At 30.3% G+C, this 14,610-nt stretch carries 15 protein-coding genes; 14 read left to right on the forward strand and 1 reads right to left on the reverse strand.

Features of this window, described 5'->3' with window-relative positions; translation table 11 throughout:
- Positions 1-12: 12 nt before the first annotated feature.
- From ACI48P_RS15345 to ACI48P_RS15395, 11 genes are all read left to right on the forward strand, one after another.
- On the forward strand, positions 13-768 hold the full coding sequence (locus tag ACI48P_RS15345) for a response regulator transcription factor (RefSeq protein ID WP_475217236.1): 756 nt from the start codon (positions 13-15) through the stop codon (positions 766-768).
- 190 nt (positions 769-958) lie between these two features.
- The gene (locus ACI48P_RS15350) at positions 959-2,047 is read left to right on the forward strand and encodes a BMP family lipoprotein (RefSeq protein ID WP_475217239.1); all 1,089 of its coding nucleotides are present in this window, start codon (positions 959-961) and stop codon (positions 2,045-2,047) included.
- 19 nt (positions 2,048-2,066) lie between these two features.
- The gene (locus ACI48P_RS15355) at positions 2,067-3,371 is read left to right on the forward strand and encodes a pyrimidine-nucleoside phosphorylase (RefSeq protein ID WP_475217243.1); all 1,305 of its coding nucleotides are present in this window, start codon (positions 2,067-2,069) and stop codon (positions 3,369-3,371) included.
- An 83-nt stretch (positions 3,372-3,454) separates the two neighbouring features.
- Entirely contained in the window at positions 3,455-4,120 is a 666-nt protein-coding gene (gene deoC, locus ACI48P_RS15360; RefSeq protein WP_475217248.1) for a deoxyribose-phosphate aldolase, read from the forward strand.
- 1 nt (position 4,121) lies between these two features.
- Positions 4,122-5,321: a phosphopentomutase gene (locus tag ACI48P_RS15365; protein ID WP_475217251.1), complete on the forward strand. Its 1,200-nt coding sequence runs from the start codon at positions 4,122-4,124 to the stop codon at positions 5,319-5,321.
- Positions 5,322-5,342: 21 nt separating this feature from the next.
- Positions 5,343-6,164 (forward strand): purine-nucleoside phosphorylase, encoded by an 822-nt coding sequence (locus ACI48P_RS15370; RefSeq protein WP_475217257.1) that lies wholly within the window; start codon positions 5,343-5,345, stop codon positions 6,162-6,164.
- Between the two features lie 52 nt (positions 6,165-6,216).
- Positions 6,217-7,497 (forward strand): NupC/NupG family nucleoside CNT transporter, encoded by a 1,281-nt coding sequence (locus ACI48P_RS15375; RefSeq protein ID WP_475217259.1) that lies wholly within the window; start codon positions 6,217-6,219, stop codon positions 7,495-7,497.
- A gap of 72 nt (positions 7,498-7,569) precedes the next feature.
- Positions 7,570-8,397 (forward strand): transketolase, encoded by an 828-nt coding sequence (locus ACI48P_RS15380; protein ID WP_475217264.1) that lies wholly within the window; start codon positions 7,570-7,572, stop codon positions 8,395-8,397.
- Between the two features lies 1 nt (position 8,398).
- Positions 8,399-9,328 (forward strand): transketolase family protein, encoded by a 930-nt coding sequence (locus ACI48P_RS15385; RefSeq protein WP_475217266.1) that lies wholly within the window; start codon positions 8,399-8,401, stop codon positions 9,326-9,328.
- Between the two features lie 22 nt (positions 9,329-9,350).
- Positions 9,351-9,986 carry a fructose-6-phosphate aldolase gene (gene fsa / locus ACI48P_RS15390; RefSeq protein ID WP_475217268.1) on the forward strand — a complete coding sequence of 212 codons (636 nt, stop codon included), beginning with the start codon at positions 9,351-9,353 and terminating at the stop codon, positions 9,984-9,986.
- Between the two features lie 213 nt (positions 9,987-10,199).
- A complete protein-coding gene (locus ACI48P_RS15395; protein ID WP_475217272.1) occupies positions 10,200-11,381 on the forward strand; it encodes an iron-containing alcohol dehydrogenase in 1,182 nt (393 codons plus the stop codon).
- 94 nt (positions 11,382-11,475) lie between these two features.
- Here the strand turns inward: ACI48P_RS15395 and ACI48P_RS15400 are convergent, their stop codons facing one another.
- On the reverse strand, positions 11,476-11,982 hold the full coding sequence (locus ACI48P_RS15400; protein WP_475217275.1) for a ferritin: 507 nt from the start codon (positions 11,980-11,982) through the stop codon (positions 11,476-11,478).
- A 325-nt stretch (positions 11,983-12,307) separates the two neighbouring features.
- On the opposite strand from ACI48P_RS15400, the gene ACI48P_RS15405 reads away from it, so the two are divergent.
- From ACI48P_RS15405 to ACI48P_RS15415, 3 genes are read left to right on the forward strand one after another with little or no spacing between them, the layout of a single operon-like run.
- On the forward strand, positions 12,308-12,892 hold the full coding sequence (locus tag ACI48P_RS15405; protein ID WP_475217280.1) for an RNA polymerase sigma factor: 585 nt from the start codon (positions 12,308-12,310) through the stop codon (positions 12,890-12,892).
- Positions 12,846-13,709, forward strand: coding sequence for a hypothetical protein (locus ACI48P_RS15410; protein WP_475217282.1), 864 nt, complete (start codon positions 12,846-12,848; stop codon positions 13,707-13,709). Before ACI48P_RS15405 ends, ACI48P_RS15410 begins: the two co-directional genes overlap by 47 nt.
- A 9-nt stretch (positions 13,710-13,718) precedes the next feature.
- Entirely contained in the window at positions 13,719-14,600 is an 882-nt protein-coding gene (locus tag ACI48P_RS15415) for an ABC transporter ATP-binding protein (RefSeq protein ID WP_475217284.1), read from the forward strand.
- The last annotated feature ends 10 nt before the right edge of the window (positions 14,601-14,610 follow it).

The raw sequence follows: 14,610 nt of genomic DNA on the forward strand, positions 1-14,610 counted from the left end.
GGGGAGTGGAAGTTGTTAAATATATTAGTAGTGGAAGACGAAGCACCAATAAGAGATTGGGTAGCTTATACAGTAGACAATATTTCTGAAGACTTTAAGGTGTTAGCATCTGCATCTAACGGAAAAGAAGCATATGAACTGGCAATAAAGTTAAAGCCACAGGTTATTATAAGTGATATAAAAATGCCTATAATGAGCGGGATAGAGCTTACTAAAGAAATAAAAAAAATAATGCCAGATATTTATATAGTCCTACTTACAAACTATGCAGAATTCTCATATGCAAAGCAGGCTATAAGTTGTGGAGTACATGAATACCTTATAAAGTCAGATATAAGACCAAAAGAGTTAAAGGATGTACTTACAAGTATTTATGAAAAAATAAAAGAGAATGATACTAGCATAAGTACTACTAGTAGTGAAGAAGAAAATAATACTGAACTAGAACAAGGTAAATATTCAAAGGCAATAAAAAAATCCATGGAGTATATAGAGGTTAATTATAAAGAATCTATATCCTTAGGGGAAATATCAAAGCATGTGTTTTTATCTCCAGAGTATTTTTCAAGATTATTTAAAGAAGAAGTAGGAGAAAACTTTAGCACATATCTTACTTTATTTAGAATGAGAAAAGCTGAGAAATTATTAAAAAATACAGATATGAAAATCTGCCAAATATCTAATGAAGTAGGTTATGTCAACTCGGGTTATTTTTCAAAAACTTATAAAAAGTACAAAGGAGTGTCTCCAGAAGAAGATAGATACTAATATATGTCAATATTGTTCAATTAAAGTCAATATTTTGCACATCTTATTAAGGATAAGCCATAAATTTATCAATATTGTGTTATGGCTTATCAATATAATCCATAGTAAGAAAACGTTATTTATAATAAAATACTAGTAAAGAAAGAGATACTTAAGTTACTTGCTTTACTATGTATCATAGGAGGCAATAATGAGTAAATCTAAAGAAAATATAATAGCAAGTATTTCAGTATTATTAGTACTATTTATTATAATCATTTATCCATCAGATAATAGTGATGGCAAACTTACTACTTTATCTAATGAATCAAATGGAAATGTAAAAAGAATAGGAATAATATTTAATAAACATGGTTTAGGAGATAAATCATTTAATGATTTATGCTTTGATGGTATTTTAAGGGCTCAGGATAAATTAGGCATTGAATTTGATTATTCTGAATCCAGATCTGAAGAAGATTATGAAAATATCGCTAGAGAATACGCAGAAAGTAAAAAATACGATCTAATAATATCTATTGGGTTTGAACAAGAAGAGGCTGTGAGGAAGGTTTCACAGGAGTTTCTAAATCAAAAATTCACTTTAGTAGATTCTACCTTAGAACTTCCAAATGTAAGCTCTATAAATACAAACTGGACAGAACAAACATTTCTTAATGGTGTTATAGCTGGATTACTTATGGAAAAGGATAAAGAAAAACTTCAAGATAAAGAAGTTGGAGGTGTTATCCTTGGAATGGATATGGAGCATTTAAGAGAAGGAGCGGTAGGATTTGAAGCAGGAATTAGATATATAAATCCAGATGCAAAAGTGATAGTAGGAGTGGTGGATGATTTTTCAAACCCTGCTAAAGCAAAAGAAATAGCTCTTTCTATGTATAGAAAAGGAGTGAAATATATTCAACACATTGCAGGTGAATCAGGATTTGGAGTATTTGCCGCTGCGAAGGAAGTTGATAAGCATGCATTTGGAATTGATGGTAATCAAAATTTCTTTGAACCAGATTATATAGTAGCAACAGCTATGAGACATGCAGATGACATAATCTACAATGAGATTGAAGACGTTGTAAAAAATACGTGGTCACCAGGTATGCATATTTATGGAATTAAAGAAAACGTTATAGGATATGAAAGAGAAGGTTCTAGCGTAGAGATACCACAAAAAGTAATAGAAATCGTAGAAAAAACTAAAAAAGATATAGTAGAGGGCAAGCTTCAGATACCTTCAACTTATGAAGAACTAGAAATATGGATTCAGTCCAATAAATATAAATAATATATAAAGGGAGAATGTTATGAGACTATACGACATAATATCTAAAAAAAGAGATAAAAAAGAGTTATCTAAAGGTGAAATTGATTTCTTTATAGAGAAGTATACTAGCGGAGAAGTTCCTGACTATCAGGCATCTGCATTATTAATGGCGATATACCTAAATGGACTTACTAAAGAAGAAACAGCAAACCTTACTATGGCAATGGTTAACTCAGGTGACGTTGTAGATCTTAGCATGATAGATGGAGTAAAATTAGACAAGCATAGTACAGGGGGAGTAGGAGATAAGACTTCTCTTATATTAGTACCAATGGTTGCTGCAGCTGGAGGAAAGGTTGCAAAACTATCTGGTAGAGGACTTGGACATACTGGTGGAACATTAGATAAATTAGAATCTATACCAGGATTCAATATATCAGTAGAAGAAGATAAATTTATAGATATGGTTAAAAATCATGGACTAGTTATAGCAGGTCAAACTCAAAACTTAGTTCCAGCAGATAAAAAAATATATGCATTAAGAGATGTTACTGCAACAGTAGACAGTATACCTTTAATAGCAGCAAGTATAATGAGTAAAAAAATAGCTTCAGGTTCAGATGCAATAGTACTAGATGTTAAATACGGTGAAGGTGCATTCATGAAGACTGCAGAAGATGCAGAAAAATTAGCTACAGCTATGGTTGAAATAGGTAAGAGTGTAGGTAGAAACACATCTGCAGCAATTACTCTAAACGGAGAACCACTAGGATACGCAATAGGAAATGCTCTTGAATTACAAGAAGTAATAGAAATCTTAAAAGGTGAAGGACCAGATGATTTAAGAGAATTATGCTTACAATTAGGAGCTCAAATGCTTATGCTTGGTAATATAGAAGCTGATGTTGAGAAAGGTAGAGCTAAGTTAGAAACTATCTTAAAAGACGGAAGTGCACTAAAAAAATTAAGAGAGCTAGCAGTTCTTCAAGGTGGAGATCCTAAGGTTATAGATAACCCAGAATTATTTGTAATAGCACCATTAACTCATGAAGTTAAAGCTACTAAAGAAGGATATGTATACGACTTAAATGCAGAAAAAGTTGGAGTAGCTTCATTACTTACAGGAGCAGGAAGACATACAAAAGATGATGAATTAGATTACGGAGCAGGAATAAGACTTGAAAAGAAAATGGGCGATTACGTAAAAGTTGGAGATGTATTAGCTACATTATATTCAAGTGATGAAGCTAAGTTTGAAAAGGCTGAAGAAGAATTATTATCTGCATACAATATACAAAATGAAAAGCCAGAAAAGACTAAAATAATACACAAGATAATAAGATAATTTATTAAAATATGATGCTTAAAGTTTAAACATAACAAAAAATCGAAATCATTTACTAATGGTTGTAATAAGGAGAAAGAACTATGGATAACAAAACAATATTAAAAACAGTAGATCATACTTTATTAAAACAAACATCTACTTGGGAAGATATAAAGGTAATATGTGAAGATGCAATGAAATATGAGGTAGCTTCAGTTTGTATACCACCATCATTTGTAAAGAAAGCAAAGGAATTTGTTGGTGATAATATGCAAGTTTGTACTGTAATAGGATTCCCAAATGGTTATAACACAACTGCCGTAAAGGTATTTGAAACCAAAGATGCGATAGCAAATGGTGCAGATGAAATTGATATGGTAATAAACTTAGGTATGTTAAAAGAAGGTAAGTTTGATGAAATAACTGAAGAAATAAAAGCTATAAAAGAAGCTTGTGGCAAAAACATATTAAAAGTTATAATAGAAACTTGTCTTTTAAGTAATGAAGAAAAGATAAAAATGTGTAAATGTGTAACAGATGCTAAGGCTGATTTTATAAAGACTTCAACAGGATTTAGTACTGGTGGAGCAACAGCTGAAGACATAGTGTTATTTAAAGAAAATATAGGAAAAGATGTTTTAATAAAAGCAGCAGGTGGAATAAAAGATCTTGATACAGCTAAAGACTTTATAAACAAAGGATCAGTAAGACTTGGTACTAGTTCAATAATAAAAATGATAAACAATGAAGAAGTAACAGGGTATTAATATGAAAAAATTTAATAGAGGATTTTTAATAGTATTAGACTCTGTTGGAATAGGTGAGCTAGAAGATGCAAAAGAGTATGGCGATGTAGGTGCTAATACTCTTTGCAACCTAGCAAATAAGGTAGGAGGGGTTAACCTTCCTAACCTTCAAACTATGGGTCTAGGAAACATAGCAAGTATCAAAGGTGTAGAGCCAGTAAAAAATCAAATAGCATATAGTACAAAGTGTGGAGAATTATCAAAAGGAAAAGATACAATAACTGGTCATTGGGAAATGGCTGGAATATGTATAAATGAACCTTTCAAAGTATTTACTGATACAGGATTCCCAAAAGAGCTTATAAATGAGCTTGAAGAAAAAAGCGGTCATAAGTTTATAGGAAATATATCAGCATCAGGAACTGAAATAATTCAAAATCTTGGTGAAGAACATATAGAAACTAAAAGCTTAATATTATACACATCAGCAGATAGTGTTTTACAAATAGCAGCAAATGAAGAGATTATACCTCTAGAAGAGTTATATAGAGTATGTGAAATAGCAAGAGAAGTTACATTACAAGAAGAGTACAAAGTTGGTAGAATAATAGCGAGACCATTTGTAGGAACTAACAAAGAAAACTTTAAGCGTACTTCAAATAGAAAAGACTATGCTTTAAAGCCACCAACAAAAACAGTGTTAGACGCTCTTTGTGAGAAAAACTTAGATGTTGTAGGTATAGGTAAAATAGGAGATATTTACTCTTACCAAGGAATAACTAAAAGTATAAAAAGCAAAAGTAATGAAGCTGGAATGAATGAAATTATATCTATTGCAAAAGAGGACTTATATAAAGGATTAGTATTCTTAAATCTAGTAGATTTTGATGCTTTATATGGACATAGAAGAGATGCAGAGGGCTATAAAGGCGCATTAGAGGAATTTGATTATCAATTAGGAAACCTTATCAAAGAACTTAAAGAAGATGACCTTTTAATAATAACAGCAGATCACGGTAATGATCCAACATTCAAAGGAACAGATCACACTAGAGAATATGTACCAGTAATAGTTTATAGCAAATCTTTAAAAGAACCTAAAGAAATGCCTAAGCTTAAGACAATGGCAGATATAGGAGTTACTATATTAGATAACTTTAGCAAAGAAAATGAAACTTACAATTTCGAAATCGGAAAATCATTTATAGATCTTATTAAATAATAAATTATAGGAGTGAATATCATGAAAAATTTATATGACAAAATAGTTGAAAGTACAGTATATATAAAATCAAAAACTAATATAGCACCACAAATAGGATTAATACTAGGTTCTGGTTTAGGTGTATTAGCTGATGAAATAGAAAATCCAGTAGTAATAAGCTATGACGAAATACCTAACTTCCCAGTATCAACTGTAGAAGGTCACAAGGGTCAATTAGTTATAGGACAATTGCAAGGAAAAAATGTTGTAGCTATGCAAGGCAGATTCCACTACTATGAAGGATACGCAATGCAAGATACTACTTTCCCAGTGAGAGTAATGAAAGCATTAGGTGTAGAAACTGTATTTGTAACTAATGCAGCAGGTGGAGCTAATAAAGAATTCAAACCTGGAGATTTAATGATAATAACAGATCATATAAACCTTGGTGGATACAATCCACTAATAGGACCAAATGACAATAAACTAGGAGTTAGATTCCCAGATATGTCTACAGCTTATACTCCAGAGTATATAGAAGTTGCTAGAAAATGCGCTAAAGAATTAGAGATAAATATAAAAGAAGGTGTATATGCATTCTTCACAGGTCCTACATATGAAACACCAGCAGAAGTAAGAATGGCTAGAGTTTTAGGAGCTGATGCGGTAGGAATGTCTACAGTACCAGAAGTAATAGTTGCTTCTCATAGTAACCTTAAAGTTGTAGGTATATCATGTATAACTAACATGGCAGCTGGTATATTAGATCAACCTTTAAATCATGAAGAAGTTATAGAAACAACACAAAAAGTTAAGTCACAATTCTTAAGCTTAGTTAAGAAAATAGTTAGTGAAATATAATTTTGATTGAAAAAATAATCAGGCATATTTGTCATAAATAGAGGGAGAGACCATGTTAAAATTATTAAACGCCTTAGGAATAGTTCTTTTATTAACTGTATTATATTTCTGCTCGGCTAACAAAAAAGAAGTTAATAAAAAGATGATTGTAAAAGCACTTGTACTTCAATTTGTACTTGCATTTTTACTAGTAAAATTCCCATTAGGAAGAATAGCACTAGAAAAAGTATCAGATGTAGTAACTAACATATTGAGTTATGGACGAGAAGGATTAAGCTTTATATTTGGTGGATTATCTGATGCAGCAATGCCAACAGGGTTTATATTTGGGATACAAGTTTTAGGTAATATTATATTCATATCAGCATTAGTTGCTGCATTATACTATTTAGGTATTATAGGATTTGTAGTTAAAGGAATAGGTGGAGTAATAGGAAACATACTTGGAACTAGTAAGGTAGAAAGTTTTGTTGCTGTTGCAAATATGTTCTTAGGTCAAACAGAATCTCCAATACTTGTAAGTAAGTATTTAGGAAGCATGAGTGAAAGTGAAATAATGCTAGTTTTAATATCTGGTATGGGGAGTATGTCAGCTACTGTACTTATGGGTTACGCAGGAATGGGTATACCTATGGAATATCTTTTAATAGGTGGAGCATTAGTTCCATTAGGAAGTATTATAGTATCTAAACTTATACTTCCAGAAAAAGTAACAGAAGTAGCACATATAGAAGAAACAGTTGTACATGGAGATGGAAGTGTTTCAGTATCAGAAGCTGAACTTGCTATAACACATGTAGCATCTGATGATGTAAGTATAGACAATAAAGGTGATAATACGAATCTAATATCTGCTATAGCTCAAGGTGCTAATGATGGTCTTAACATGGCTCTTGGTATAGGTGCATCACTTATAGCAATAATATCTTTAGTTGCTTTAGTTAATGGTTTATTAGGAGTATTTGGAGTATCATTAGAACAAATATTATCATATATCTTTGCACCTATAGGATTATTAATGGGTGTACCAAAAGAAAATATATTAACTGCAAGTCAATTACTTGGAAGTAAGTTAGTATTAAACGAATTCGTTGCCTTTGGTCAATTAGGTCAAATATTAAGTACATTAGATTATAGATCAGGATTAATGATGGCTATATCTCTTACAGGATTTGCAAATATATCAAGTATGGGTATCTGTATATCTGGTATATCAGTATTCTGTCCAGAAAAGAGAGGCGTGTTATCTAGACTAGCATTAAGAGGAATGTTAGGTGGATTCTGTGTAAGTTTACTAAGTGCTTTAATAGTAGGTTTAATAGTAGCTATATAACTTAAAAAGTATTGTCAGTTTTGGCAATACTTTTTAAATTGATAAATTTTGAAATTTAACCGGAGGAATACCATGTATAAAAAATTAGAAAATCATGCTATAAATATTAGAAAAAATATAGTTGAGATGATAACAGAGTCAAAGTCAGGTCATCCAGGTGGGTCATTATCAGCAGTTGAAATACTTACATATTTATATTTTAAAGAAATGAATATAAATGAAAATAACTTAGATAGCAAAGAAAGAGATTACTTTGTATTATCTAAAGGACATGCAGCTCCAGTTTTATACGCTACTTTAAGTGAAAAAGGATTTATTCTAAAAGAAGAACTTATGACTTTAAGAAAACTAGGTTCTAATCTACAAGGACATCCTGATAGCAAGAAAATAAAAGCTATAGATATATCAACAGGTTCTCTAGGACAAGGTATATCAAATGCAGTAGGGCTTGCTTTAGGAGCAAAGCTTGATAACTCATCTTCTAGAGTATATACAGTACTTGGAGATGGTGAATTACAAGAAGGATTAGTATGGGAAGCTACAATGAGTGCTGCTCATTACAATTTAAATAATTTAGTAGCCTTTTTAGACTACAACACTTTACAAATAGATGGAAAAAATGAAGACGTTATGAACATTAAGCCTTTAGACAAGAAGTTTGAAAGCTTTGGATGGAACGTAATAATAATAGATGGACATGATTTTGGTGAAATAGAAAAAGCATTAGATAGCGCTAAGAAGATAGAAGATAAGCCAACAGTTGTAATAGCTAAAACTGTAAAAGGTAAAGGAGTATCTTTTATGGAAAATAATGCTGGATGGCACGGAACTGCACCAAATATTGAACAAAGAGATTTAGCTATAAATGAATTAGAAAAAATGAGAAAGGGGTGCTTATAATATGGGATTAGCAACACGTGAAGCATACGGAAAGGCTTTAGTTGAACTAGGAGAACAAAATAGCAACATAGTAGTATTAGATGCAGACCTTTCAAAATCTACTAAAACAGCAGACTTTGCAAAAGCATATCCTGAGAGATTTATAAATGTTGGTATAGCAGAGCAAAACCTTTTAGGAATAAGTGCTGGATTAGCTGGATACGGTAAAATACCTTTTGCTAGTACCTTTGCAGTATTTGCAACAGGTAGAGCTTTTGAAATAATAAGAAACTCTATATGTTATCCAAAAGCTAACGTAAAAATAGCAGCAACTCATGCAGGAATAACAGTAGGAGAAGATGGTGGATCTCATCAATCTATAGAAGATATAGCAATAATGAACTCTTTACCTAATATGAGTATATTAGTTCCGGCTGATGCTAAAGAAACTAATGAAATAATAAAATATGCAGCTAACCATGTAGGTCCTGTGTACATAAGATTAGGAAGATTAAATAGTGAAGATATATTTGATGATAACTACAAGTTTGAATACGGAAAAGGTGTATGCCTAAAAGAAGGTAAGGAATGTACAATAATTTCTACAGGACTTATGACAGCTATGGCAAAAGAAGCTTGCGAAGAACTTAAAAATGAAGGGATAGATGTAAGGCTTATACATATGCCTACGATAAAACCAATAGATAGAGAAATAATAGAAAAAGCAGCTAAAGAAACAGACTTTATATTAACTTGTGAAGAACATTCAGTAGTTGGTGGATTAGGACAAATAGTAGCAGGAGTTACTTCTGAAACAGCACCTACTAAAGTAGTTAAGTTAGGAATAAATGATGTATTTGGAGAATCAGGAACTCCAGCACAGTTATTAGAAAAGCATGGATTAACAAAAGAAAATATAGTTAAAATGATAAAAGAAAACCTAAAGAAATAAGGATTATAAGAGGAGAATTCATATGAAAATATTTATAGATACAGCAAACGTAAGTGAAATAATAGAGGCTAATAGCTGGGGAATATTAGATGGAGTTACAACAAATCCATCTCTTATAGCTAAAGAAGGAAGAGATTTACAGGAAGTAATAAATGAAATCTGTTCTATAGTAGATGGACCAATAAGTGCAGAGGTAATAAGCTTAGAAGCTGACAAGATGGTTGAAGAAGCTATGGAATTAGTAAAATTACACAAAAATATAGTTATAAAAATACCTATGTGCATAGAAGGATTAAAGGCAGTTAAGGTATTAACTGAAAGAAATATAAAGACTAACGTAACTTTAATATTCTCATCTCAGCAAGCATTATTAGCAGCAAAAGCTGGTGCTACATATGTAAGTCCTTTTGTAGGAAGAGTTGATGATATAGGAGCTAGAGGTAGCGAGTTGATAACTGAAATAGCTAGCATATTTAAAATTCATAATATGGAAACAGAAATAATATCAGCAAGTATAAGAAATCCAATACATGCATCAGAATGTGCATTAGCAGGAGCTGATATAGCTACAATACCATTTGGTGTATTAAAACAAATGACTAAACACCCTCTTACTGATATAGGGATAGAAAAGTTTTTAGCTGATTACAATAAATAATAATATGATATTAAATTCCATTTTTAATATAAAGTAAAACAATAAATTAATAGTACTAAAAAATCATCCTTTTATTTAAATTGGATGATTTTTTAGTACGACAAACTCAATAAGTTGAAAAATGAGGTACACTTTCACATTTGATAGTATTGTAAATTTGGGTATAAAAAATTATATTATAAATAATAACTTTAATCAAAGGAGAAAAAATTAATGCTTAATTTTAATTATTGGAATAAAACAAGAATTATTTTTGGAAAAGATACACACAAAGAAGTTGGAAAGCACATCAAAACATTAGGTAAAAAAGTATTACTTCACTATGGTGGAAAAAGCATAAAAAGTAATGGAGTGTACCAAGATGTAATAAAATCTCTAGAAGAAAACAATGTAGAATATGTAGAACTTTCAGGGGTAAAACCAAACCCTAGAGTATCTCTTGTTCGTGAAGGAATAGAATTATGTAGAAAAGAAAATGTAGACTTTATACTAGCAGTAGGTGGAGGTAGTGTAATAGATTCTGCAAAAGCTATAGCTATAGGAGTGGACTATGAGGGAGACGTTTGGGACTTTTATGAAAAAGGAACAAAAATAAAATCTGCCATACCTTTAGCTACAATACTTACTATACCTGCAGCAGGAAGCGAGTCAAGTACAGGAACTGTAATTACAAATGAAGAAAAACAGCTTAAATTATCTTGTGGAGCAGAATTCCTAAGACCTGAATTTAGTATCATAAATCCAGAAATATACTATACTTTACCAGAAAATCAAATTTCAAATGGTGTTTGTGATATGATGAGTCATATAATGGAAAGATACTTTACAAATACAATACATACAGATTTAACAGATGGATTATGTGAGACTACTTTAAAAACTATTATGAAAAATGGTTTAATCTTAAAGAAAGACAATAAAAATTATGATGCATGGGCAGAAATTGCATTTGCAGGTAACTTAGCTCACAATGGATTATTAGGACTTGGAAGAGAGCAAGATTGGGCATCTCACCAAATAGAGCATGAATTAAGCGCTATATACGATGTTTATCATGGTGCAGGACTTTCTGTTGTTACTATAGCTTGGATGAAGTATGTTTATAAAACAAACTTATCTATGTTCGTACAGTTTGCAGTAAATGTTATGGGTGTAGAGGGAAGCTTTAGAGATGAAGATAGTATTGCCTTAGAAGGTATAGAAAGACTGAAAGAATTCTTCGTAAAGATGGGATTACCTGTTACTTTAGAAGAATTAAACATAGACGATAGTAACTTAGAAATAATGGCTAAAAAAGCTACTAATTATAATAATGGAGAAGAATCTAAAATTGGTGGACTTAAAAAACTAGATTGGGAAGATATATTTAGTATTTATAAATTGGCATTAAAATAAATATTAAAGCAAATATTAAAATAAATAAAAACTATCTCTTATATATGAAATATAAGAGATAGTTTTTTGAATTAAAGATTATTCTAAGTACTATTTAATTTGCAGGTGGAGTAAACACTCTAGTAGCTAGGTCATCATCCATCATATATAAAGCTGCTGGATTATCCTTGCATCTTTTAACTTTCTTTAATAAAGAGTTAAAATTATTTTCTTCCTCAACTTGTTCATCAATAAACCATCTTAATAAACTCATAGTAGAGTGTTCCTTTTCATCAGAAGCTAAATCAGCAAGTTCATAAATTCTACGAGTAACAAGCTGTTCATGCTCATATCCTTTTTCAAACGCATCAATAATATCTTCATATTGACTATTTGGCTTAGGTATTGTGTCTAATTCAACAACACCATTTTTTTGAAACACATAATTATATAGTTTCATAGCGTGGAACATTTCTTCCTCTGCTTGTACCTTAAAAAAGTTTGCAAATCCACTTAAGTCAACAGACTCAGCATATGAAGACATTGCTAGATAAGTGTAAGCAGAGTAAAACTCAAAGTTTATTTGATCATTAATTTTTTCTAATAGTGCTTTACTTAACATATTTTATCCCCTCCAATTATAAGTTTACTTAACATAACCATATTTTTCAACAGAATAACCATAAATATACATAATTGTAACTACATTTGATATATATTATAGGTTAAAAGTAGTAATGGTATGTGAAATAATTCTTAAATATAGTTAATCAAACTTTGTGAATGAAGGTATGAGATATGAAAATTTAGTGATATGAGCAAGTGGAATTTTCTAGTAAAATTATATATTGAATGAAGTAAATATAAAAATAATAAAAATTAATCATAAAAAATATAAAACCTTTTATAAAATCAACTCGTTATATAAGTGAAAGGGGGATGAGCAATTGGCACAAGCTGATGAAAACTTAATAAAAGAAATCTTAAAAGGAAACGAAAGTGCAATGGAAATCCTAGTCAAAAGGCACTACGACCTGGTACATAGCTACATATACAGAACAACAAGCGACTATAATATAGCCTACGATATAACCCAAGAAGTATTTATAAAAATGATGAAAAAATTAAATACATTCAACTTAGAAGATGGGAAATTTAAAAGTTGGTTATTAACAATAGCAGTAAACACTACTAAAGATTATTTCAAAAGTAAAACCTTTAAGCAAAGAATAGAGAATAGTGACATAGAAGAACATCAAATAGAAGACAAATCAAATGTCATAGAAATAATTTCAAAAAAAGAAGAGGCAATAAAAATAAAAGAAGCAGTAGGGAAGCTGCCAAACCTTCAAAGAGAAGCAATACTCTTAAAATATTATAATGATCTAAAAATAAAAGAGATAAGTGACATCACAGGGGACAATGAAAACACTATAAAATCAAGATTATTTAATGGAATAAAAAATCTTAAAAAACTACTTGGAGGTGAGATTTTTGAAGAAGAACCAAAACATACACAAACTAAGATGTGAAAATCTAGAAGATAAATATTTTGAAGAGTTAATAGAAGATGATTTAAATGATATAGAATATTTTCTAAATAGTTATACAGTTAATAAAGTTGAGGAAGAAAAAATAGATTCTACAATTGATACATTAAAAGCATATATGCCGAAGATGGAAGTAGAAGAGATACAAATAAAGAAGCAAATTACATTTGTAGAAATTATTAAAAATAACCTAGAGCTAGTTAAATTTCAATTTGGTTTAATGAACAAAATGTATTTTATAGTATCTTTGTTATTAGTATTAGTAGGAACTATAAGTACAATCAAATTAAACTTAAGTATATATTTTAGTGCATCAATAATTGCACCAATGCCAATCTTACTTGGAATATTTGAAATTATTAAAGGGCGAGATGAGAACGTATGGGAGCTAGAACTTAGTTTCAAGCATTCTCTAAGAGAGATAGTATTATCAAGATTAATAATAGTAAATGCTGTGTCTATTTTAATAAGTATCTTAATGAGTATTACCTTAAATAATTCTTATTCAGAAATTAACTTAATAAAAATGATTAGTATATGGCTAGTACCTATATTTACAGTAGCATCAATATCTTTAATAATTACTTCAATATATAGAAGTATAAATAGTATTGGATTATGTATAGCAGTATGGATATTAGGGATAATGTGTATTAGTTTATATGAAAAAGTAGGAGATATAACTAATATTAATATATTTACAGTATTAGTATTATCAGTAGTAGGAGCAACAATAGCAACAAAAGTATTTTATAAGAGAAGTATAAATAGCATGGACTATGTAGGCCATGATTTTTAGGGGGATTTTATGGAACTGATTATAAACAATATAAGCAAAGAGTTTAAAGATAAATTAGCAGTAGATAAATTTAGCGTAACTTTAAACTCTGGGATATATGGATTACTTGGACCTAATGGCTCAGGTAAAACAACTTTGATGAGGATACTTGCAGATGTATCAAATCCTAGTAGTGGAGAGATAGTCGTAAATGGAGAAAGTAAAGATAATCTTGGAGCTAAGTATAGAGACTTAATAGGTTATTTACCTCAACACATAGGATTTTATAAAAATTTTACTGCTGAAAAGTTTTTATATTATGTTGCAGCACTAAAGGGAATAGACAAAAGTATTGAGAAAAGTAAAGTTGATGAACTGTTAAAATTTGTAAACTTAGAAGAAGATAAAAAAAGAAAAATAGGTAAGTTTTCAGGTGGTATGAAACAAAGATTAGGGATTGCTCAAGCCCTTTTAAATGATCCTGAGATACTTATATTAGATGAGCCAACAGCAGGACTTGACCCAAATGAAAGAATAAGATTTAAAAATCTAATTGCAGATTTATCTAAAGATAAGATAGTAATATTATCAACTCATATTGTTTCAGATATAGAGTTTATAGCCAATGAAATAATAGTTATGAAAGATGGAAAGCTAGTTGAAAAATGTTCACTAGAGGATATTTTGAACACTGTTAGAGGCAAGGTGCATACATTAAGCATAAGTGAAAGAGATTTAGGAAGTATTCAAAAAGAATTTAAAATATCTAGTATGATAAGAACGAACAATGAAATTTCTGTTAGGGTAGTGGGAGATAACAAGCCTGATGTAAAAGATGTGAGATATGTAGAAGAAGAGCCAAATTTAGAAGATGTATTTTTATATTATTTTAATGAAAGTGCTAATGCATAGGGGGACTTAA

The sequence above is a fragment of the Romboutsia sp. LXY-2 genome (assembly GCF_056171995.1).